The following is a 19,955-nucleotide window of genomic DNA, read 5'->3' on the forward strand; positions in this document are numbered from 1 at the left end:
GCAATGAGAGAATTTTCTCGCACTGATCGTGTTGCACAGCAAATCCAAAAAGAAATTGCTGTAATTTTACAACGCGAAATTAAAGATCCACGCTTAGGTATGGTGACAGTGTCAGCGGTAGAAGTATCGCGTGATTTATCTTATGCCAAAATTTTCATCACTGTGTTTAACACACAAGATGAAGATGCAGCTAAGCAAAGCGCTAAAGTACTTAATGAAGCAACGGGTTATATTCGCTCGTTACTTGGTAAGCGTATTCGTGCTCGTATAATGCCTGAGTTAAAGTTTGTAGTTGATAATTCACTGATGGAAGGTATGCGTATTTCTAATTTAGTGGATTCTATTATCCGCGAAGATAACGCAAAGCATGTCGATGAAGATGTAGAAAGTGTTGATGCTGATATTTCAGATAGTGAACAAAGTACTAAGCACGTAGAAGATACAGATAGCGAAGAAGGCACTGATACAGATGGCAAAGCGCAGTAAAGGCCGTGCAGTTGACGGTATTTTGTTGTTAAACAAACCGCAAGGCATTTCATCAAATAAAGCTCTGCAGCAAGCGAAAGGTGTTTATTTTGCACAAAAAGCTGGCCACACTGGGGCTTTAGACCCGCTTGCTACAGGTATGCTGCCAATTTGTTTTGGTGAGGCGACTAAGTTTACGCAGTTTTTACTCGATACAGATAAAACCTATATCGTTCGTGCAAAACTGGGTGAGCGTACAACGACATCAGATTCTGATGGCGAAATCGTAAGCACGAAAGATGTGAATGTGACGCGTGAGCAGTTAACAAAAGAAATTGCAGCTTTTGTTGGTGAGTCAGATCAATATCCATCAATGTACTCAGCACTTAAGTATCAAGGTAGACCATTATATAAGTACGCACGAGAGGGTATTGAAGTCCCTCGTAAATGCAGGAAAATAAATGTGTTTAGCTTATCGTTTGACGAATTTGATGAACAAAACAACGTATTACAAATGACGGCTCATGTATCAAAAGGGACGTATATTCGTACAATCGTTGATGATTTGGGCGAAAACCTAGGGTGTGGCGCACACGTTATAATGCTTCACAGAACTGCTGTTGGTCAGTATCCGGCAGATAAAATGGTTTCGCTTGATGAAATTGAAGCGTTGCTTGCTAAAGCGAAAGCAGAAGAGCTTGCGCCTTCTACTTATTTAGACTCGTTGTTATTACCTATAGACACTGCTTTAACTGATTTACCTGTTATTGAAATTTCGAAAGAGCAGGGCAAAGTATTTAGTCATGGGCAAGCAGTCGAGTTACCTGAAGCTTTACCTGAGGGGGCAATTAAAGTTGTTGCGGATGGTGTGTTTATTGGTACTGGCGAGCGCAACTCAAGTGGCCATTTAAAGGTTAAACGTGGTCTTGCTAGCCAGCAAGATGATTACGTAAAGCCTGAATAAGCAATTAGTGTGCCCAGCAGTGGCTTATTAGTTGTAGATGGGAATAATTAACTTGTAGTTATTCCCACAGTTGGTAGAATACGCCGGCTTAATCGTTTTGGCTGAATTAGTGATCGGCTAAGACACCTTTTAAATTTAATTTTTGGAGTTACTATGTCACTAAGCAATCAAGAAAAAATCGATATCATTGCTAAATTTGCACGTGCAGAAGGCGATACAGGTTCATCAGAAGTACAAGTAGCATTACTTACTTATGATATCAACAAGCTTCAAGGTCACTTTGCTGATCACAAGCATGACTTCCACTCACGTCGTGGTCTGCTTCGTAAAGTAAGCACTCGCCGTAAACTACTTGATTACCTTAAAGGTAAAGATATCACTAGTTATACTGCACTAATCAAAGAACTTGGCCTACGTCGTTAAGAACTAGATTATAGAAATGGGAGCTTTTTAGCTCCTTTTTTTGTGCCTAAAATTTGTGTTTGAAAATAAAACAAATATATAAACTTATTGAATTATATTATAAAACTCCTATTTCATAGCTTATCAAGCATCGTTGTATTTACCCGCTCATTAGCCCAGCTTAAATCTAGTAGCTAGTGTGTGTTGACCTTTCGTGATTAATTTTGCAGCTGTATGTTTGGTCTTTAGGCAAGGCAGCGCCTATGTAGTGTGGTTATTCCCCATAAATAGGCGATAACGCAGCATAAATGCCAAACATGCGTTGCCCTGCGGGTTCATCCTAGGGGCGATTAACTCTTTGTTGCTCGATTTTGACTTAGCCCACTAGGTTACAAATCTCGCGCCGTGATTAAATCGCCCCTTGATTGAACAAATTTCAATCCACAAAGATCAACACACCCTAGACTCGCATTTTGAAGTAGCTTTGGTATATACTATGCGCGTAGGTAAAAAGGTTTATCTGCAATTATTCACATCATTGCCAATTGTAGTACTTAATTGATTTCCAACTGAATACAATTATGTACTGTAATTGGTACTTTGATGACAACTTATTAGAATACATTTAAGGAATATTTTAAGTGCAAGCAATTATTAAAGAATTCAAACTAGGTCAACATACAGTGACTCTAGAAACTGGTGCAATCGCTCGTCAAGCAGACGGCGCTGTACTTGCAAGCATTGGCGACACTTCAGTTTTAGTAACTGTTGTTGGTAAGCGTGAAGCACAACCTGGTCAAGACTTTTTCCCACTAACAGTTAACTACCAAGAGCGTATGTACGCTGCTGGTCGTATCCCTGGTGGTTTCTTAAAGCGTGAAGGCCGTCCTAACGATGGCGAAACTCTTATTGCACGTCTTATTGACCGTCCAATTCGTCCACTTTTCCCAAGCGGCTTTGTAAACGAAGTACAAGTTATTGCTACTGTTGTTTCTGTTAACCCTGAAATCCAACCTGATATGGTTGCGATGATTGGTACTTCAGCAGCACTTGCTATCTCTGGTATCCCGTTCAGTGGTCCAATTGGTGCATCTCGCGTTGGTTACATCAACGGCGAATACGTACTTAACCCTACATTAAAAGAGCTTGAAGAAAGCCAACTTGATTTAGTGGTAGCCGGTACTGATAAAGCGGTACTTATGGTTGAATCAGAAGCTAACGTACTTGCAGAAGATGTAATGCTTGGCGCTGTTGTATATGGTCATGAGCAATCTCAAGCGATCATTACTGCAATCGAAGAATTTAAAGCGCAAGCAGGCAAGCCTACTTGGGATTGGACTGCACCTGAGAAAAATGTTGCATTAGAAGATAAAGTAGCAACTATTGCTGCTGAAAAAGTAGGCGCAGCTTACTTAATCACTGATAAAGTAGCGCGTAAAGAAGCTCTTGGTGAAGCTAAAGATGAAGTTGTTGCAGTATTAACAGCTGAACTTGCTGAAGGCGAGTCTTTAGACAAGCAAGAAATTGGCAAAATCTTCGGTTCACTTGAGAAGAAAATCGTTCGTGGCCGTATCGCTGCTGGCGAAAAACGTATCGATGGTCGTGAACCAGATATGATTCGTGCACTAGACGTAATGACTGGCGTATTACCGCGTACTCACGGTTCTGCTATCTTTACACGTGGTGAAACTCAAGCGTTAGTAACAGCGACACTTGGTACAGAACGTGATTCACAGTTAATCGACGATTTAACTGGTACTCATAAAAACCACTTTATGCTTAACTACAACTTCCCTCCATTCTGTGTAGGTGAAACTGGTTTTGTTGGTTCTCCTAAGCGTCGTGAAATCGGCCATGGTAACCTTGCTAAGCGTGGTATTTCAGCTGTAATGCCTACACTTACTGAGTTCCCTTACTCAATCCGTGTAGTATCTGAAATTACTGAATCAAACGGTTCTTCTTCAATGGCGTCTGTTTGTGGTACTTCTCTAGCACTTATGAACGCGGGTGTACCAATTAAAGCATCTGTTGCCGGTATTGCGATGGGTCTAGTTAAAGAAGACGATAAATTCGTTGTTCTTTCTGACATTTTAGGTGATGAAGATCACTTAGGTGACATGGACTTTAAAGTTGCTGGTACTGCTGCAGGTATTACTGCACTTCAAATGGATATCAAAATCGAAGGTATCACTCAAGAAATCATGCAAATTGCGCTTAAACAAGCAAAAGCTGCACGTTTACATATCTTAGAAGTGATGGATGAAGCGATTTCTGCTCCTTCTGAAGAGCTATCAATGTTTGCTCCTCGCATATACACAATGAAAATCCCACAGAAGAAAATCGCTGAAGTTATTGGTAAAGGTGGCGCAACTATTCGTCAGCTTACTGAAGAAACTGGTACCACGATTGAAATCGGTGACGACGGTACAATTAAAATTGCCGCTACAGATGGCGAAAGTGCAGCTAATGCAATTAGCCGTATTGAGCAATTAACAGCTGAACTTGAAGTAGGTACTATCTACGAAGGTAAAGTTGTACGTATCGTAGACTTCGGTGCGTTTGTAAACATTCTTCCTGGCAAAGATGGTCTAGTACATATTTCTCAAATTAGTACTGAGCGCGTTAATAACGTGGCTGATCACCTTTCTGAAGGTCAAGAAGTTAAAGTTAAAGTACTAGAAGTAGATCGCCAAGGCCGTGTACGTCTAAGTATTAAAGAAGCAATGGAATCAGCAGCACCTGCAGCTGACGCGCCAACTGACGCGTAATTGCTAACTTATTAATCTAGTTATATTAGCTAGATAGTAAAAAAGGGGCTGTTTAGCCCCTTTTTTTATGCTTTAATGAAACCTTATTGGACAAGGTCTGTCTTATATTAATCGCGATATATCTTGGTATTAAGGATTTTAATGATACTCAAACATTTAGCTTTGGCATCTTTTGCTATTTTGTCTTTAAGCGCTTGCCAAACTACAACAGAATCAGAACCAACCCCGATTGTTAATGTGCCATTTACTGCACCTTTAGCTTCTGACTTTAGAAGTGAAATTGCTATTGCACGCTACTCAGAGCTATTAAATAGAGCCGACTTAAGCGAAGAGCAACAAGCTAAGCTTTATTACGACCGTGGTGTACTTTTTGATAGTCTAGGTATGACAACTCTTTCGCGTATTGATTTTAATCGCGCAGTAAAGCTTAAGCCTGATTTAGCTGAAGTGTATAATTTTTTAGGTATTCAACATACGCTTATGCAGCAGTATGAAAAAGCCTATGAGTTTTTCGATTCTGCCCTAGAACTTGATGAAGAGCATGAATACGCCTATTTAAATCGTGGTATCGCACTGTATTACGGCGACAGAGCAGGCCTTGCTAAAAATGATTTTAATGAATTTTTAGCTCGCTCTCCAAAAGATCCGTACCGAGTTTTATGGGTTTATTTAGCACAAGCACAAGAGGATAAAGCCGTTGCGCTTGATGCACTTAAACAAAATGCCACTGCGCTTGATGAATCACAATGGGCGTACCAGTTAATTTCTCTTTATACGGGGGATATGAGTGAACATGCATTTTTATCTGGCATTAGTGATGGTGTTAGAACTGAGCAAGAATATGCGCAGCGTTTATGCGAAGCTTATTTTTATTTAGCTAAAATGCATCAAGCAGCAGGTGAGCTGTATTTAGCATCAGACTACTTTAGGCTTGCGCTAGCAACTAATGTACACGAGTTTATTGAGTACAAATATGCGCGTTTAGAGCTTGAGTTGATGCAAGGTGTTGACGCAAGTTAAGCGTTTTAAATTAATAGGTGTATTACTATGTTGTTTGTTAATTACAGGCTCGAGTAATCACCTAGGTGCTATTGGCTTTTGGCATGTTTTAAACGCAAAAGCTAATGTGCTACAAAGTTATTGGAAATCACCTGGTTATTTTTCTGATCACTTAGAGCAGTTACCAAATACCTCTTTAGCTATACTCGCCCGCAGTAAAATTTCTTCAGCCCAATATATGTATTCTCTTAAGCTTATTAAAAACAGTCAGAGCGATACTGCAAAACAATTTTGGCTCAGATCATTAAATGACTTAACAATCCCAGAGCGTAAAATATTAGCAGCAAAGTTACTTGAGCACTCACGTTGGAGCGATTTAAAGTTACTCGCTAGTAAAAACAAATTACCAGCAGGGGATGTGCTAAATCATCTAAAACTTCAGTTAAAAACACCACAGAGTAAAGTATCTAGTGAGTTTATCCACGCTCTTGGTTTTTCATCTTTAAGAAATATAAGCAAACCTAATAAGCAATGTATGTTTAACGTGCTGACTATGAGCGATCATCGTAGGGGCTTATATAAACTCACCGAGTTTATTAATGCTTATAATAAACAACCAGAGCCCCGTGAAAATATTTTTTGCTTTTCAAAACCAGTTTACGTTGCAGGTATGCTTGAGTGTAAAAGTAGCATTAATCAAATAGCAAAGTGTGACTGGCAATCAGCTAAACTCAATAACCAGCTTCCTAACAATTTTGATTTTATAGTAATGATGCCAAAAGATGGAACGGCTAATGTTACTAAAGGAACAATGCTAATAAACTCAAAAGCAAAATACAGTGTGTTTTTGCATGAGTTGATGCATTTTAACGGTTTTGAAGATGAATATGCGCTACCTAAAGCTAAACAAGCATGGTTGTGTGCAAAAACGGGTTTTGTGGCACCTAATTTATTTATTTCTCATGATGAGTCTCCCCCAATAGGCTGGCATAAAGCAAAGAGTTGCCAGATAGGTGGTGTTGCATATAAACCTAGTGAAAATTGGTCTATTATGCAATATCAGCAGTTAGGGCTCTCGGCGCAGTATAGAGAGATTTGGTTGAAGCATTTAGATATGACCAATGGTAATTCTTATCGCCACTCCAGCGCGCTTACATTTGCAAATAAGGCCATATTAAATTAACAATTATCAGTATTAATTAATTGTTTTTGTAGGCTTAATAAATTGTTAGTACATGTTTAAAAAACACCCATACAGAACCGCTTTTTATAGACAAAATCAGTGTTTTTCAGTATAACTATAGTCATTAATGTCGTTTAAAAACAGGCAGTAAAAGCATCCCTTAGTATTAAAAAGAGATGCCCTGATAAACTTATGATTATAAAAGGCCCTACATTATGACTTTGCTCTGGATACCCTTGTTATCCTTAATTGGCAGTGTTATTTCTGCATGCACAGGTAAGTTATCCCGCAATTTAAGCACTAGTTTAACGGCTTTGGGAATAACTTTATACCATGCACCTGCAGTTTTAGCGGGCGAAACCATTCGTTACTCTTTCGCTTGGATCCCGTCAATAGGGCTCGACCTATCTCTGCGGTTAGACGGCCTCAGTTTATTGTTTATGTTTATGATTTTAGGCATAGGCTTGCTCGTTATCCTCTACACGCGTTACTACCTCAGTGCCAACGACTCAATGGCTAAGTTATATAGTTATTTAATGCTGTTTATGACCGCAATGCTTGGCATTGTTATGTCTAACAATGTTATTCAGCTGTGGTTGTTTTGGGAATTAACGAGCATCAGCTCATTTTTATTAATTAGTTTTTGGTGGCATAAGTCTGAAGCGCGAAAGGGTGCTCGTATGGCTCTTGCTGTAACAGGCGCGGGCGGCTTAGCGTTACTTGCAGGCTTAATGCTATTAGGTGATATTGTTGGTAGTTATGACCTAGATGTTATCCTAGCGAGTAAAGCGATAATTCAATCTCACGATTTATACGAAGTAGCATTAGTATTGGTGCTATTGGGTGCGTTTACTAAATCGGCACAATTTCCATTTCATTTTTGGCTTCCTCATGCAATGGCAGCGCCTACGCCAGTGAGCGCGTATTTACATTCTGCAACCATGGTAAAAGCCGGTATATTTTTGTTAGCACGTTTTCATCCGGCTTTAGCTGGCACCGATACGTGGTTCCTGCTTGTTGGGTTAACAGGTTTAGCTACGCTGTTGTTTGGTGCTTATATAGCATTATTCAAACACGATTTAAAAGGATTGTTAGCCTACTCAACAATAAGCCATTTGGGTTTAATAACGCTATTACTCGGGCTTGATACTGAGCTTGCGACTGTTGCTGCTATATTTCATATAATTAACCATGCAACGTTTAAAGCGTCGTTATTTATGGCCGTTGGTATTATCGATCATGAAACAGGCACGCGCGATATGCGTAAATTAAATGGTATGTGGCGATACCTACCATACACTGCAACGCTTGCAATGGTCGCGGCGGCTGCAATGGCAGGGGTTCCATTACTTAATGGCTTCTTGTCTAAAGAGATGTTTTTTGCAGAAACGCTGCATCAGCAAGTGCTTGGTTCTATGTCGTGGTTAATTCCAGTACTGGCAACGGTTGCAGGCGCATTAGCTGTTGCGTACTCCGCACGCTTTATTCATGACGTGTTCTTTAATGGTGAGCCAATCGATTTACCTCGCACGCCGCACGAACCGCCACGTTATATGCGAGTACCAATAGAAATATTAGTTGTGATTTGTTTGCTAGTGGGTATGTTCCCACACTTTACAATTGATGGCATTTTATCTGCGGCCTCTTTAGCTGTACTTGGAAAAGAAATGCCAGTTTACGAATTGGCTATTTGGCACGGGTTTAACTTGCCTCTATTAATGAGTGCAATGGCGATTGCTGGCGGTTTATTTATTTATATTAATCGTAAATATCTATTTCAGTTTCAAGCGTCATTACCACCTTTAAATGCTAAAAAAACCTTTGAACGTGTAATTTTAAGTGTTGTTGCTTGGTGTCAGTCAAAGGTAAGCAGTATCGAAAATGGATCGCTGCAGCGCTACCTAGTAATTATGTTAGCGGTAGTCTTACTGTGTGCCGGTTGGCCATTATTTGAAATGCAACAACTTGCTGGCAGCATGCCACTTACCCCTGTTGATGTGCACAATGCAATTGGGGCAGGCTTATTGATTATTGGTGCTCTTGCTACCGTTATTTGGCATCGCTCTCGAATGGTATCGTTGTTAATGCTCTCAATCGTAGGGTTAATGGTATCGGTTGTGTTCACACGTTTTTCTGCTCCAGATTTAGCGCTTACACAGTTAACTGTTGAGGTTGTTACTATTATTTTACTTATGCTGGCATTGTTTTTCTTGCCCCAGCATACGCCAAAAGAATCAAGTTCATTACGCGTACTTCGAGATTTAGGAATTGCCTCTACGTTAGGTGTAGTTATAGCGAGTATCTGTTATGCATTACTTACACGTCCATTAGATTCAATCTCAGACTTCTTTATTGCTAACGCTAAAATTGGTGGCGGTGGTACTAATGTAGTTAACGTTATTTTAGTCGACTTTAGGGGCTTTGATACGCTTGGTGAAATTACCGTATTAGGCATTGCCGCATTAGGTATATTTAAAGTACTTTCTCGAATCCCATTATTTATGCCAGCAAGTGACAGCGAAGGGCGCCCATGGGCACGAGAGCGCCATCCAATATTACTGGCGAGTATTTCACAAAGTTTATTACCGCTTGCGTTATTGGTTTCTGCATATATTTTCTTACGCGGACATAACTTACCTGGCGGTGGCTTTATTGCAGGACTGGTAACGTCAATCGCGTTTATTTTGCAATACATGGCGCATGGTACAGCATGGATAAACGGACGTTTTGATGTTAATTATCGTAAAATCATAGCTTCAGGCATTGGTATTTCACTGTTCACTGGTGTGGGTAGCTGGTTCTTTGATAAGCCATTTTTAACAACTTGGTTTGACTACTTTGATATTCCGTTTGTCGGTAAAACAGAGCTTGCCAGCGCTATTGCATTTGACCTAGGTGTTTACTTAACGGTTGTAGGCGCTACGCTAATGATTTTGGCAAGCTTAGGTAATATGACGGCAGATACCCAGAAAAAAGAGGTAAATATTTAATGGAATTATTGTACGCATCTTGCGTTGGAGTATTGGTCAGTTGCGGTGTGTTTTTACTGCTAAGAGCTCGTACGTTCCCTGTAGTACTTGGGCTTACTATGATTTCATATGCTGTTAACTTATTTTTATTTTCAGCAGGTCGTCTTACTATTAATAAAGCGGTAGTGCTTGGTACTGGTACAGAATACGCCGACCCATTACCTCAAGCTTTAGTGCTTACAGCTATTGTTATTGGTTTTGCTATGACCGCATTCGTGGTTATTTTGGCAATACGTGGACGCGCCGATTTAGGTAGCGATCATGTTGATGGTTATGTGCCTAACACCTCGGCAGATAATAAGGAGCAAAAATGATCCAACATTTAGCTTCGCTACCTATTTTATTACCTATGCTGACGGCCGTTATTTTATTGCTGCCGCCGTGTGGTAAAAGCGTCAAAATTCGCCGCTTAGTTTCAATTGTAATGGCAATAGCTACTTTTGCCATTAGTGTGCTTTTACTTGTACATATTAATAATACAGGTATTAATGTTTACGCTATTGGTAGTTGGTCTGCACCATTTGGAATAGTCTTAGTAGCCGATATGTTGTCTACCTTATTGGTTACGTTAACTTCATTTTTAGGTTTGGGCGCTATTTTATATGGTAGTGCTGGCGATGATGAAAAAGGCAGCTTTTATCACCCACTTGTTCACTTTTTGATATTGGGTGTAAATGGCGCGTTTTTAACTGGCGATTTATTTAACCTATTTGTATTTTTTGAAGTGCTACTGATTGCATCTTATGCATTGTTAATGCACGCAGGTGATAAACAAAATACTCGCGCGGCATTGCAATATGTAATATTGAATTTAGTTGGCTCAAGCGTATTTTTAATTGGTTTGGGGATTTTGTACGGTGTGCTTGGTACGCTTAATATTGCAGACATGACGCAAAAGGTATCACTACTTACAGGTGATGATGTATATCTAGCAAAAGCAGGCGGCTTACTACTATTAATAGTATTTGCTTTAAAAGGCGCACTATTACCTCTGCATTTATGGCTTCCAAATACTTACGCAAGTGCTAAACCTGTGGTTGCTGCATTGTTTGCGATTATGACCAAAGTAGGCGTTTACGCCATGCTTCGTGTTTACACTGTGATATTTGGTGAACAAGCCGGAGCGCTTGAACACATGGCGCAGCCTTGGCTTTGGGGCTTAGCAATTGCGACCATTATAGTAGGTGCAATTGGTGTGATGGCTGCACAAGACTTACGTAAACTCACCTCTAACTTAGTATTAGTATCGGTAGGTACGCTGGTTGCGCTAATAGCATTGCAAAATGTAAATGCCACTGCTGCACTTTTATATTATTTAGTGCATTCAACACTTGTTAGTGCCGCACTATTTTTACTAGCAGACTTAGTTTCAATCCAGCGCGGTAAAGTTGGCGATAGACTAGTAGCAGGTCGCTCTGTAAAACAGCCATTTTTATTAGGTGTGTGCTTTATTATTGCGTCCTTAACGGTAGTTGGTATGCCACCACTGTCAGGCTTTGTAGGTAAAATTTGGATACTTAAAGCGACATTAAATAGTGAGCAAGCTTTACTATTTTGGCCAGTATATTTAGTAACAAGTTTTGCGTTGTTAGTAGCGCTTTCGCGCGCTGGCACAACTTTGTTCTGGGAGCATAGAAGCAAAAATAGCGAAAATGCCGATTGTGCAAGTGCACATCCGTTGCAGGTAACAGTAATTATAGCTTTACTTGCATGTTCGCCATTGCTCGTTATTTTGGGCGGACCAATAAGTGAATATATGCTAAATGCTGCTACTCAGTTACATGATCTAAGCGGCGGTATTAATGCTGTACTTAAAGGAGGCATGTGATGAGATTACAAGCCCGTTTTCGTTGGTTACCAACGCCATTTCGTAGCTTATTTTTGTTTATGGTTTGGTTATTGTTAAACAATAGCGTATCGGTAGGGCACTTAGTATTAGCGACTATTTTTGCGATACTTATCCCTATTCTAAGTTTTTCGTTTCGAGACCCTCAGCCACTGATTTTAAAGCCAGGCTTGGCGCTTAAGCAGTTACTTATAGTGCTGTACGATATTGTTGTTGCAAATTTACAAGTGGCTTTACTTATACTTGGACCATCAAAAAAATTGCGTCCGGCCTTTATAAAAGTTCCTATAGATTTAACACACGACATGCCAATTACTATATTGGCTAGTTGTGTATCGCTTACACCTGGTACTGTGAGTGCAGAGGTTTATCCAATTGCTGAGTCGCTACCTGAAGGTGAAGAGCCAACGCAACGCTACTTACTGATACATGTGCTTGATCTTAAAGATGAAGAAGCACTTATCAAACAAATAAAACAACGCTACGAAGCTCCACTAAAGGAGATATTTCAATGTTAGATACTGTATTACTCATTGTTTTTTCGATGATTGGCTTATCATTATTGCTTAATTTATGGCGATTGATCATCGGTCCGTCAGTGCCTGACCGTGTTTTAGCGCTCGATACTATGTACATTAACGTCATCGCACTGATTATTTTATACAGCATTAGTATGGATACAGGGCTTTATTTTGAAGCTGCACTGCTTATTGCCATGCTAGGTTTTATAAGTACGGTTGCAGTGTGTAAGTATTTACTACGTGGCGATATAATTGAATAAGGTGAAAACATGATCAGCGAATGGGTTGTATCAATATTATTGTTATTTGGTGGTACGTTTATTTTAATTGGCTCAATAGGTTTAATTAAACTACCTGACTTTTTTATGCGTTTACATGGACCAACTAAAGCAACCACGTTGGGCATGGCGAGTATGTTAATTGCTGCTATGGTTTATTTTGCAAATTCAGGGCATGGCCTAAGTGTTAAAGAAATACTCATTACTATATTTTTACTAATTACGGCACCGATTAGTGGTTACATGCTAATAAAGTCAGCTATTCATCATAAGCTAAAAGCCAAAGAAGGCACTAAAGGCCTAGATAATGTAGAAGACGACTAACGCAAAAATTAATTTATAAAAGGCCGAATAAGTTCATTTTATTCGGCCTTTTTAATGATTGCTTGTACCCTTTACAATACAAGTTATTCATGTGACTATAAATCCATTATTTATATGAAAGGATATTATTATGGGTAAGGTACTACTTTTATCATTGCTAATTTTTTCTAGTAGTTTATATGCTGAACAAAGTACTAAGCAGCAAAAAATAGATGAACTCATTAATGTAATGAATTTAGATTCAATGGTTGACTCTATGTACGGCCAGGTTGAAGGTATGATGAAAGGCATGTCAGACCAAATGGGCGTTAAGCCTTCTGAACAGGCAATTTTTGATAAATACTACGGCGACATGACGACGGTATTAAAAACTGAAATGAGCTGGGCCAAAATGCAGCCGATGATGATTAGCGTGTACGACAAACATTTTAGTGAGCAAGAAATTGCCGATATGCTAGCGTTTTATAAAACAGATACAGGGCAAAAAATACTTGAAAAAATGCCTGTTGTAATGCAAGAGTCTATGCAAATGTCACAAAGCTTAATGAAAGATGCTATGCCTAAAATACAAACTTTAGCGCAGCAACTAAGCGACGAATTAGAGCAAAGCCGTAGCGAATCAAACTAGGGCAGCGCATGTTTGGTATTTATGCTGCGTTATCGCTTATTTATGGAGAATAACCACACTACATAGGCTCTGGCTTGCCTAAAGACCAAACAGTCTGCATAAATTAAATCACCAATGATCAACACGCCCTTAGATTAATACGCGCCTTACTTAGGCGCTTCTGTGCTAAATTACGCCCCCTTCAGATAATACACGGCCAATATCAGCTTAAGTTAATTATGTTTGTGTCACTATACCAATGAGCAACAATACATAATCAATTTGAGGGAATAAATTCGGCGCTAACTGCGTTAAACATTTTTGAGATACGACTGCATGGATGCAGGGGCAATTAATAATAACAACTAAATAACGAAACCTTTGCTCTGTTATCCACTCGATTTATTGTCTTAAATAGAGCACTTAATTGAGCCAATTAGTATTATTTTGTTAGTTTTAAAATAGCCATTGACCTATGTGTTGCACCTAGGTTTATTATGAAGCTATTGAAACACGACGGAGCTAAATTATGTATGTTAAACAACTCGCTAAGTTAATGGGCGTGACTGCCGATACTGTTCGTCATTACACACGAATTGGGTTACTTCATCCAATACGCAGTGAAGAAAATGGTTATCAAGAATATACAAAGCAAGACCAGCAGCGTTTAAAGTTTATTATTAGCTCTCGTCAACTTGGTTTTTCACTCAAAGATATTCAACACATTATAGGCGAGTCTGAGCAGGGGAATTGTCCTTGTCCGTTAACGCGTAAACTCATTACTAAACGCCTAGAAGAAACCGAAGCACTATTTCAAGAAACATTAAAATTACGAAACAGAATGCATGCAGCTCTGGCGCAATGGGATACATCAGCCGATGGTGCAAATGCCAGTGACGTATGTAGTTTAATAGAATCTTTTGTTGATCCAATAAACGATTCTGCAAATAAGGAGCAGCGTAATGACGACTAATACAAAAGACACCGCGCAAAACTTTATTATTGAGGGTGCTAATTGCGGCAGTTGTGTGGCTAAAATTGAAAAAGCCCTTAATAGCGTGCAAGGCGCGCAAAACGTGGAAATGAACTTTGCACAGCGTATTGTACGTGTAGAAGGTAAAGCCCGCGAAAGCACGCTTATTAAAGCAGTCGAAAACATTGGTTATTCAGCTAAGCCAATGAGTAACGAGTCTGATCAAGATGCACTTGATGAAAAAGCAAAGTCGGATGAGGCACATTATAAAAAGCTAATGCGTAATATGATATTAGCGTTAGGGGTCGGTGCGCCGTTAATGATATACGGGCTTATTTTTGATATGAGTGTGACCACCGACACACAACGAATAGCCTGGTTTTTAGTGGGTATAGTCACGCTTGTGGTTATGGCTATATCAGGTAAACAATTTTACAACGGTGCTTGGCAGGCATTCAAAAACCATGCTGCCAATATGGATACATTAATAGCGCTTGGTACAGGTACTGCGTGGTTGTATTCAATGTTTGTGGTAATAGCACCAAACTTATTACCACAAGTTGCAAGACACGTATATTTTGAAGCATCATCGATGATCATCGGTTTAATTAGTTTAGGGCTCGCTTTTGAAGTAAAAGCACGTGGGCGCACCTCACAAGCAATTAAACGCTTAATTGGCCTGCAACCAAAAACTGCACGCGTAATTCGCGATGGTCAAGAGCAAGACATCGACATTAGTGATGTTGTAAAAAATGATGAAGTACGCGTACGCCCGGGTGAAAAAATCCCTGTGGATGGCGATGTTATTGAAGGCAGCAGTACGGTTGATGAGTCAATGCTTACTGGTGAGCCAATGGCTGTAAGCAAAAAAACGGGCGACAAAGTCGTTGCCGGAAGTATTAATAAAAGTGGCACTTTATTATTTAAAGCCACGCACATTGGTAGCGAAACCACACTTGCCAATATTATCAATATGGTAAAGCGTGCACAAAACTCTAAGCCATCAATAGGGCGCTTAGCTGATGTTATATCAGGAATATTTGTACCAACGGTCATGATTATTGCAGTACTTGCGGGCCTTGCATGGTTAAACTTTGGACCTGAGCCATCAATTGCTTATGCCGTTGTTGCGGTTACCACTGTACTTATTATTGCTTGTCCTTGTGCGTTAGGACTCGCAACCCCTATGTCAGTTATGGTGGGTATTGGTAAAGCTGCAGAGTCAGGAATATTAATTCGAAATGGTGAGTCGCTGCAAACAACATCTAAAATCACCACCATGATTTTAGATAAAACAGGCACTATTACTCAAGGCACACCGCAAGTTACCGATGTAGTTACCTTTAATAACAGTGATGAAAATACAGTAATGCAACTTGTTGCAAGCCTTGAAAGTAGCTCAGAGCATCCACTGGCCCAAGCAATTACGGCACACGCTAAAAAGCAGGGCTTAGCTTTAAGTAAAGTAGCCGACTTTAACGCAATTACAGGTAAAGGTGTCACTGGCAGTGTTGACGGGCAAACATTGTTGTTTGGCAATAAAGCGCTAATGGATAAATACAACGTGGCCGTTGATGATGCAACCGAGCAAGCTCAAACACTTGCCAGTGATGCTAAAACACCCATGTATTTTGCAAGTAATAATAAGCTCCACGCTATTATTGCAGTAGCCGATCCAATTAAAGAGGATTCAGTTGAAGCTATTAAACGCCTGCAAGATAAAGGTATCCACCTAGTTATGCTAACAGGTGACAACAAAGCCACTGCACAAGCCGTTGCTAAGCAAGTCGGTATTGATGACTTTATTGCAGAAGTAATGCCCGATGACAAAGTAAACGAAGTAACAAAGCGCCAAGCAAACGGTGAAATAGTGGGTATGACAGGTGACGGTATTAACGATGCTCCCGCACTTGCACAAGCCGACGTAGGATTTGCAATTGGTACAGGTACCGATGTTGCAATAGAAAGTGCAGACATTACCTTAATGCGTGGTTCATTACATGGTCTTGCTGATGCAATTGCAGTGAGTAATGCAACTATTTCAAATATTAAACAAAACCTATTTGGTGCCTTTATTTATAACGTGGCGGGTATTCCGATTGCAGCCGGCGTGTTGTATCCATTTTTTGGCATACTACTTAACCCTGTTGTTGCAGGTGCAGCTATGGCACTTTCATCGCTTACAGTGGTAAGTAACGCTAATCGCTTACGTTTTTTCAAACCAAATAAATCGTAATTTAAGCTAAGGAGTACATTATGTTGATGATTAATATAGGTGGTGCACTGTTAATAGCCGCAATTATTTATTGGTTTTGGCTATACAAACCAGAGCAAACACAAAGTGATGACAACAAAGTAATGATAGTCGTTGATAACGGTGTTTATAAGCCAGGACACATTAAAGTGGCAGCCAACAAAGAGGTTGTACTTACCTTTGATAGAAAAGACAGCGCGCCGTGCGCCGAAACAGTGGTATTTCCACAGCTTGATATAAGTAAAACGCTGGCAATGGGTGATGGCAATACAGTTAAACTACCTGCGCTTGAAGCCGGTGAATACGACTTTCATTGCCAAATGCAAATGTATAAGGGCAAGCTAGTTGCTCAGTAACCTGAACTAAGTAGGTGTTGGGGTCGTATAGTTGCCTTATATAAGCTGTATAAATAGATGAATAGGAGTCGTTATACTAAATGAATAAACTAAACCCTAAAAAATTATTGAATAGTAAATGGACCGCAACACCTGCTATAAATAAAGAAAAACACTTCATTATTGTTGAGGTGGAATTTGATGAAGACGGTAATGTAATTGAATGTATTACCGAGGCTGTTATGTCAAAAAATCAATATCCAATTAGTTGGCGAGATTTAAAAGATAACCAAAAGTGGCTGCAAGGGTGGAAGTAGTTTAAGTCTATATAATTTACCTCACTCCAATAGCTGGCACACGATGTAGGTTTGCTTAACTCAAGCGAACATATGTTTTACAGCGCATTAAATTATGAGTTTAATGCTACAACTTAGCTTTAGCATTGAAACCTTCCTAAATAAATTCGCCATTTGGCAACAAAACAGTTAATTTCAAAATATCTTTCCAAAATTTTTATAATAAATTTCAAAAACAATGTAACTTACTGATTATAAGTAAATTAATTATTTAATGGCCGCAAATAAATCCGATGTAATTTCCATGTTCATATTCAGTTTATTTTGAAGGCTAACCTAAACGCCCCCTTTATTGGCTTTTTAGCCAAAGTGTGTCTTTTTAATTAAACTTAACCAATTGATTTATAATGGTTTATTATTTTTAGTTAAATGGCTGTTGCTAAATAGCAACAATAACACCTCCGCAAATTAAGCTTTTCTCGCTTTGTATCATTTAACTCATTGTTTTTAAATAATAAATAAAAAGTGGCACCGAAGTTGTAATACCTAGAGTGTATTAAGCAAAACGTGATGAAAGCCAAAGGCCTTAATCGCAACAACCCAATGAAGGAATACTATTATGAAAACATTTCAATCAACATTAGTACTAATGGCGCTAGCTTCTTCATCAGCGGCTTTTGCAGCAACAGATTTTGATACGCTAGACGTAGATGGTAATGGCGCAATCAGCCAAGCCGAAGCTTCAGTAGATGCTGAGCTTTTAAGCAAATTTGAAGAACTCGATACAAACCAAGATGGTGAGCTATCTGAAGATGAGTTTTCTAAGGCCTAAAATTAAAGCCTTAAGCAGTTAATGCTCTGTGATGTTATCTAAATTCTGAGTTGCCAAAGACAACCTAAGTAGGCAAGGGAGCCTACTAAAAAGAATAACCAGGAAGTGACTAGAGAGCACTATAGAGCAAATTTATTTAGGACACCGCATACTTTTGAAGGATTAAATTATGAAAAAGCTACAATCAACATTTGTACTTATGGCTATTGTTTCTTCGTCAGTAGTTTTTGCAAACACAGACTTTGAAACACTCGATGCAGACGACAACGCTTCAATTAGTCGCTCTGAAGAATCGGTGCAAGTTATAGAGCAATTTGACGAGCTGAATGTTCAAAGTAGCGGTGGCCCGACAGAAAATGATTTTTTTGAATATTAATTTATAAACACTTTACTCCTAAAGGATCTTTGAAAAGGACTTCTTACCTCTAATCAGGTCACCCCTAATCAGGCTCAAAGCCTAAGGAAACGATTATGAAAACATTACACAAAACTTTAGCACTTGTAGCCCTAGCTTCTTCTTCAGCGGCGTTTGCTGCGGTAGATTTTGATTCTTTTGATACAGATGGCGACGGCATAATTAGCAAAACAGAAGCCCAAGTAAACTCGCAACTAGTACAGCTTTTTGATCAATTAGATACAGATGGAAATGGCGAGTTATCTAAAGAAGAGTTTTCGAAGGTTCAGTAATAAGCTCTATGTAGAACCTTACTAGTCATACTCACAAAGCAGCTAAGTAATTAATACTTAGCTGCTTTTTTGTGCATTTAATTTAATATATTACTTTTTAGTCACCAAAGTAGTGCAAAACTTGAGTTTGAATAGTGTCAAGTTACTGATTATTAAGTTATTTTATTGTTGGTTTTAAACTTGCAAATCTATTTATAACTTAGGTTAATGAGTATTTAAAATGGCGCGAATGAGTTATATCAGTAGTGTTGAGCGCTACCACGAATATGAGCATGTAATACACAGTTTACTTGAATCTATTTTAATGAGTATTGAGGACGGATTAACTAAAGAGCGTGATACCCGCTATCTGATTAAGCAGTACCCATTTTTAGAATTACAATATTGTTTGAATGCAGAAGGTTTGCAGCAGGGTAATAATGTCTGCTTTAAACGCGCATATAGCAAAAAATTAGGTGAAAGTGGTAATCAACAGGATTTAAGCGAGCGACCCTATTTTTTGAACGCTAAAGCAAGTGATAAAGTGTGCTTTACTGATCCCTATATTTCTATAGCGACTAACCATTTATGTATATCGGCGATTAAAGAGCTAAAAAAACCAATTAATAATCAGCATTACTTGGTCGTTGATGTGAGCTTAACGCAGCTTATTGAGTTTGTAATGGGTGATACTGCGCGCGCTAATATGTCGCCTTACTTCAAGGCGGGTTACGGTATTATTGTGGCGTGCTTATTTTGCTTAGTATTATTTTTACTAAATATCGTTTTTAGTGATATATACGCGCTATTAACTCATGTAGATACCTCATCAGACCCACTTGAACCCTTTAGTATCATTATTTACATCACCTTGGCATTAGCAGTATTTGACTTAGGTAAAACAATACTCGAAGAAGAAATCCTTATGCATAAGGATATTTTTAGGCACTCGTCTACGCGGCGCACTATTACACGGTTTATCTCTACTGTGTTGATTGCTATATCAATTGAGGCGCTGTTAACTATGTTTAAAGCGGCGTTGGGGCAATCGGAATATTTAATGCCTGCCATAGCGATGATGCTGGCAGTGGTAGGGCTTTTAATTGCACTGGCTATTTATGTTTACTTAGGGGCAAAGGCTGAAACGCTATTAATGCGGGCTCGCTTAAAACAAAAATCCTCCAAGTAGGAGGATTTTTATATTACATAACTC

21 protein-coding genes are annotated in these 19,955 nt (G+C 39.2%); all 21 read left to right on the top strand.

Translation table 11 applies throughout. The features are described from left to right. Window positions 1-3: 3 nt before the first annotated feature. Window positions 4-486, top strand: a complete 483-nt coding sequence (gene rbfA, locus QT16_RS15910) for a 30S ribosome-binding factor RbfA (RefSeq protein ID WP_002958487.1) — start codon at window positions 4-6, stop codon at window positions 484-486. Continuing rightward, window positions 470-1,429, top strand: coding sequence for a tRNA pseudouridine(55) synthase TruB (truB, locus tag QT16_RS15915; RefSeq protein WP_002958489.1), 960 nt, complete (start codon window positions 470-472; stop codon window positions 1,427-1,429). The genes rbfA and truB overlap by 17 nt, the downstream gene beginning before the upstream one ends. A 153-nt stretch (window positions 1,430-1,582) precedes the next feature. Then, entirely contained in the window at window positions 1,583-1,852 is a 270-nt protein-coding gene (gene rpsO / locus QT16_RS15920) for a 30S ribosomal protein S15 (RefSeq protein ID WP_002958490.1), read from the top strand. Between the two features lie 620 nt (window positions 1,853-2,472). Next, window positions 2,473-4,599 (top strand): polyribonucleotide nucleotidyltransferase, encoded by a 2,127-nt coding sequence (gene pnp, locus QT16_RS15925; protein ID WP_002958491.1) that lies wholly within the window; start codon window positions 2,473-2,475, stop codon window positions 4,597-4,599. A 141-nt stretch (window positions 4,600-4,740) separates the two neighbouring features. Next, window positions 4,741-5,619, top strand: a complete 879-nt coding sequence (gene nlpI, locus QT16_RS15930) for a lipoprotein NlpI (protein WP_002958493.1) — start codon at window positions 4,741-4,743, stop codon at window positions 5,617-5,619. Further along, complete coding sequence (locus QT16_RS15935; protein ID WP_039489292.1) at window positions 5,606-6,781, top strand: hypothetical protein; 1,176 nt, start codon at window positions 5,606-5,608, stop codon at window positions 6,779-6,781. Before nlpI ends, QT16_RS15935 begins: the two co-directional genes overlap by 14 nt. Before the next feature lie 215 nt (window positions 6,782-6,996). Beyond that, the gene (locus QT16_RS15940; RefSeq protein ID WP_039489294.1) at window positions 6,997-9,771 is read left to right on the top strand and encodes a monovalent cation/H+ antiporter subunit A; all 2,775 of its coding nucleotides are present in this window, start codon (window positions 6,997-6,999) and stop codon (window positions 9,769-9,771) included. Continuing rightward, window positions 9,771-10,124: a Na+/H+ antiporter subunit C gene (locus QT16_RS15945; RefSeq protein WP_010554685.1), complete on the top strand. Its 354-nt coding sequence runs from the start codon at window positions 9,771-9,773 to the stop codon at window positions 10,122-10,124. Before QT16_RS15940 ends, QT16_RS15945 begins: the two co-directional genes overlap by 1 nt. After that, window positions 10,121-11,638 (top strand): monovalent cation/H+ antiporter subunit D, encoded by a 1,518-nt coding sequence (locus QT16_RS15950; protein WP_039489298.1) that lies wholly within the window; start codon window positions 10,121-10,123, stop codon window positions 11,636-11,638. The genes QT16_RS15945 and QT16_RS15950 overlap by 4 nt, the downstream gene beginning before the upstream one ends. After that, the gene (locus QT16_RS15955) at window positions 11,638-12,174 is read left to right on the top strand and encodes a Na+/H+ antiporter subunit E (RefSeq protein ID WP_002958499.1); all 537 of its coding nucleotides are present in this window, start codon (window positions 11,638-11,640) and stop codon (window positions 12,172-12,174) included. The genes QT16_RS15950 and QT16_RS15955 overlap by 1 nt, the downstream gene beginning before the upstream one ends. After that, complete coding sequence (locus QT16_RS15960) at window positions 12,168-12,437, top strand: K+/H+ antiporter subunit F (RefSeq protein ID WP_007378493.1); 270 nt, start codon at window positions 12,168-12,170, stop codon at window positions 12,435-12,437. Before QT16_RS15955 ends, QT16_RS15960 begins: the two co-directional genes overlap by 7 nt. Before the next feature lie 9 nt (window positions 12,438-12,446). Next, a complete protein-coding gene (locus QT16_RS15965) occupies window positions 12,447-12,779 on the top strand; it encodes a Na+/H+ antiporter subunit G (RefSeq protein ID WP_007378492.1) in 333 nt (110 codons plus the stop codon). 130 nt (window positions 12,780-12,909) lie between these two features. After that, the gene (locus QT16_RS15970) at window positions 12,910-13,407 is read left to right on the top strand and encodes a DUF2059 domain-containing protein (RefSeq protein WP_039489302.1); all 498 of its coding nucleotides are present in this window, start codon (window positions 12,910-12,912) and stop codon (window positions 13,405-13,407) included. A gap of 508 nt (window positions 13,408-13,915) precedes the next feature. Further along, the gene (locus QT16_RS15975; protein ID WP_024595963.1) at window positions 13,916-14,359 is read left to right on the top strand and encodes a MerR family transcriptional regulator; all 444 of its coding nucleotides are present in this window, start codon (window positions 13,916-13,918) and stop codon (window positions 14,357-14,359) included. After that, complete coding sequence (locus tag QT16_RS15980) at window positions 14,349-16,595, top strand: heavy metal translocating P-type ATPase (RefSeq protein ID WP_039489304.1); 2,247 nt, start codon at window positions 14,349-14,351, stop codon at window positions 16,593-16,595. The genes QT16_RS15975 and QT16_RS15980 overlap by 11 nt, the downstream gene beginning before the upstream one ends. A 20-nt stretch (window positions 16,596-16,615) precedes the next feature. Continuing rightward, on the top strand, window positions 16,616-16,969 hold the full coding sequence (locus QT16_RS15985) for a cupredoxin domain-containing protein (protein WP_039489305.1): 354 nt from the start codon (window positions 16,616-16,618) through the stop codon (window positions 16,967-16,969). An 80-nt stretch (window positions 16,970-17,049) separates the two neighbouring features. Beyond that, the gene (locus QT16_RS15990; RefSeq protein WP_002958506.1) at window positions 17,050-17,265 is read left to right on the top strand and encodes a TIGR02450 family Trp-rich protein; all 216 of its coding nucleotides are present in this window, start codon (window positions 17,050-17,052) and stop codon (window positions 17,263-17,265) included. Window positions 17,266-17,863: 598 nt separating this feature from the next. Further along, window positions 17,864-18,076 carry an EF-hand domain-containing protein gene (locus QT16_RS15995; RefSeq protein ID WP_007585535.1) on the top strand — a complete coding sequence of 71 codons (213 nt, stop codon included), beginning with the start codon at window positions 17,864-17,866 and terminating at the stop codon, window positions 18,074-18,076. Window positions 18,077-18,245: 169 nt separating this feature from the next. Continuing rightward, window positions 18,246-18,452, top strand: a complete 207-nt coding sequence (locus QT16_RS16000; protein ID WP_010554691.1) for a hypothetical protein — start codon at window positions 18,246-18,248, stop codon at window positions 18,450-18,452. A 95-nt stretch (window positions 18,453-18,547) separates the two neighbouring features. Further along, window positions 18,548-18,763, top strand: a complete 216-nt coding sequence (locus tag QT16_RS16005) for an EF-hand domain-containing protein (protein WP_039489308.1) — start codon at window positions 18,548-18,550, stop codon at window positions 18,761-18,763. Window positions 18,764-18,983: 220 nt separating this feature from the next. After that, a complete protein-coding gene (locus QT16_RS16010; protein ID WP_024603579.1) occupies window positions 18,984-19,931 on the top strand; it encodes a PDC sensor domain-containing protein in 948 nt (315 codons plus the stop codon). Window positions 19,932-19,955 lie beyond the last annotated feature (24 nt).

It is taken from the genome of Pseudoalteromonas distincta (genome assembly GCF_000814675.1).
Taxonomy (GTDB): Bacteria; Pseudomonadota; Gammaproteobacteria; order Enterobacterales; family Alteromonadaceae; genus Pseudoalteromonas; species Pseudoalteromonas distincta.

Excerpts from the sequence above, each read along its gene's own strand:
- QT16_RS15945 (WP_010554685.1), top strand. The coding sequence starts at position 9,771 with ATGGAATTATTGTACGCATCTTGCGTTGGAGTATTGGTCAGTTGCGGT.
- QT16_RS15970 (WP_039489302.1), top strand. The coding sequence starts at position 12,910 with ATGGGTAAGGTACTACTTTTATCATTGCTAATTTTTTCTAGTAGTTTA.
- QT16_RS15960 (WP_007378493.1), top strand. The coding sequence starts at position 12,168 with ATGTTAGATACTGTATTACTCATTGTTTTTTCGATGATTGGCTTATCA.
- QT16_RS15940 (WP_039489294.1), top strand. The coding sequence starts at position 6,997 with ATGACTTTGCTCTGGATACCCTTGTTATCCTTAATTGGCAGTGTTATT.
- QT16_RS16000 (WP_010554691.1), top strand. The coding sequence starts at position 18,246 with ATGAAAAAGCTACAATCAACATTTGTACTTATGGCTATTGTTTCTTCG.
- QT16_RS15965 (WP_007378492.1), top strand. The coding sequence starts at position 12,447 with ATGATCAGCGAATGGGTTGTATCAATATTATTGTTATTTGGTGGTACG.
- QT16_RS16005 (WP_039489308.1), top strand. The coding sequence starts at position 18,548 with ATGAAAACATTACACAAAACTTTAGCACTTGTAGCCCTAGCTTCTTCT.
- QT16_RS15955 (WP_002958499.1), top strand. The coding sequence starts at position 11,638 with ATGAGATTACAAGCCCGTTTTCGTTGGTTACCAACGCCATTTCGTAGC.
- rpsO (WP_002958490.1), top strand. The coding sequence starts at position 1,583 with ATGTCACTAAGCAATCAAGAAAAAATCGATATCATTGCTAAATTTGCA.
- QT16_RS15950 (WP_039489298.1), top strand. The coding sequence starts at position 10,121 with ATGATCCAACATTTAGCTTCGCTACCTATTTTATTACCTATGCTGACG.
- QT16_RS16010 (WP_024603579.1), top strand. The coding sequence starts at position 18,984 with ATGGCGCGAATGAGTTATATCAGTAGTGTTGAGCGCTACCACGAATAT.
- nlpI (WP_002958493.1), top strand. The coding sequence starts at position 4,741 with ATGATACTCAAACATTTAGCTTTGGCATCTTTTGCTATTTTGTCTTTA.
- QT16_RS15990 (WP_002958506.1), top strand. The coding sequence starts at position 17,050 with ATGAATAAACTAAACCCTAAAAAATTATTGAATAGTAAATGGACCGCA.
- rbfA (WP_002958487.1), top strand. The coding sequence starts at position 4 with ATGAGAGAATTTTCTCGCACTGATCGTGTTGCACAGCAAATCCAAAAA.
- QT16_RS15980 (WP_039489304.1), top strand. The coding sequence starts at position 14,349 with ATGACGACTAATACAAAAGACACCGCGCAAAACTTTATTATTGAGGGT.
- QT16_RS15975 (WP_024595963.1), top strand. The coding sequence starts at position 13,916 with ATGTATGTTAAACAACTCGCTAAGTTAATGGGCGTGACTGCCGATACT.
- QT16_RS15985 (WP_039489305.1), top strand. The coding sequence starts at position 16,616 with ATGTTGATGATTAATATAGGTGGTGCACTGTTAATAGCCGCAATTATT.
- QT16_RS15995 (WP_007585535.1), top strand. The coding sequence starts at position 17,864 with ATGAAAACATTTCAATCAACATTAGTACTAATGGCGCTAGCTTCTTCA.
- truB (WP_002958489.1), top strand. The coding sequence starts at position 470 with ATGGCAAAGCGCAGTAAAGGCCGTGCAGTTGACGGTATTTTGTTGTTA.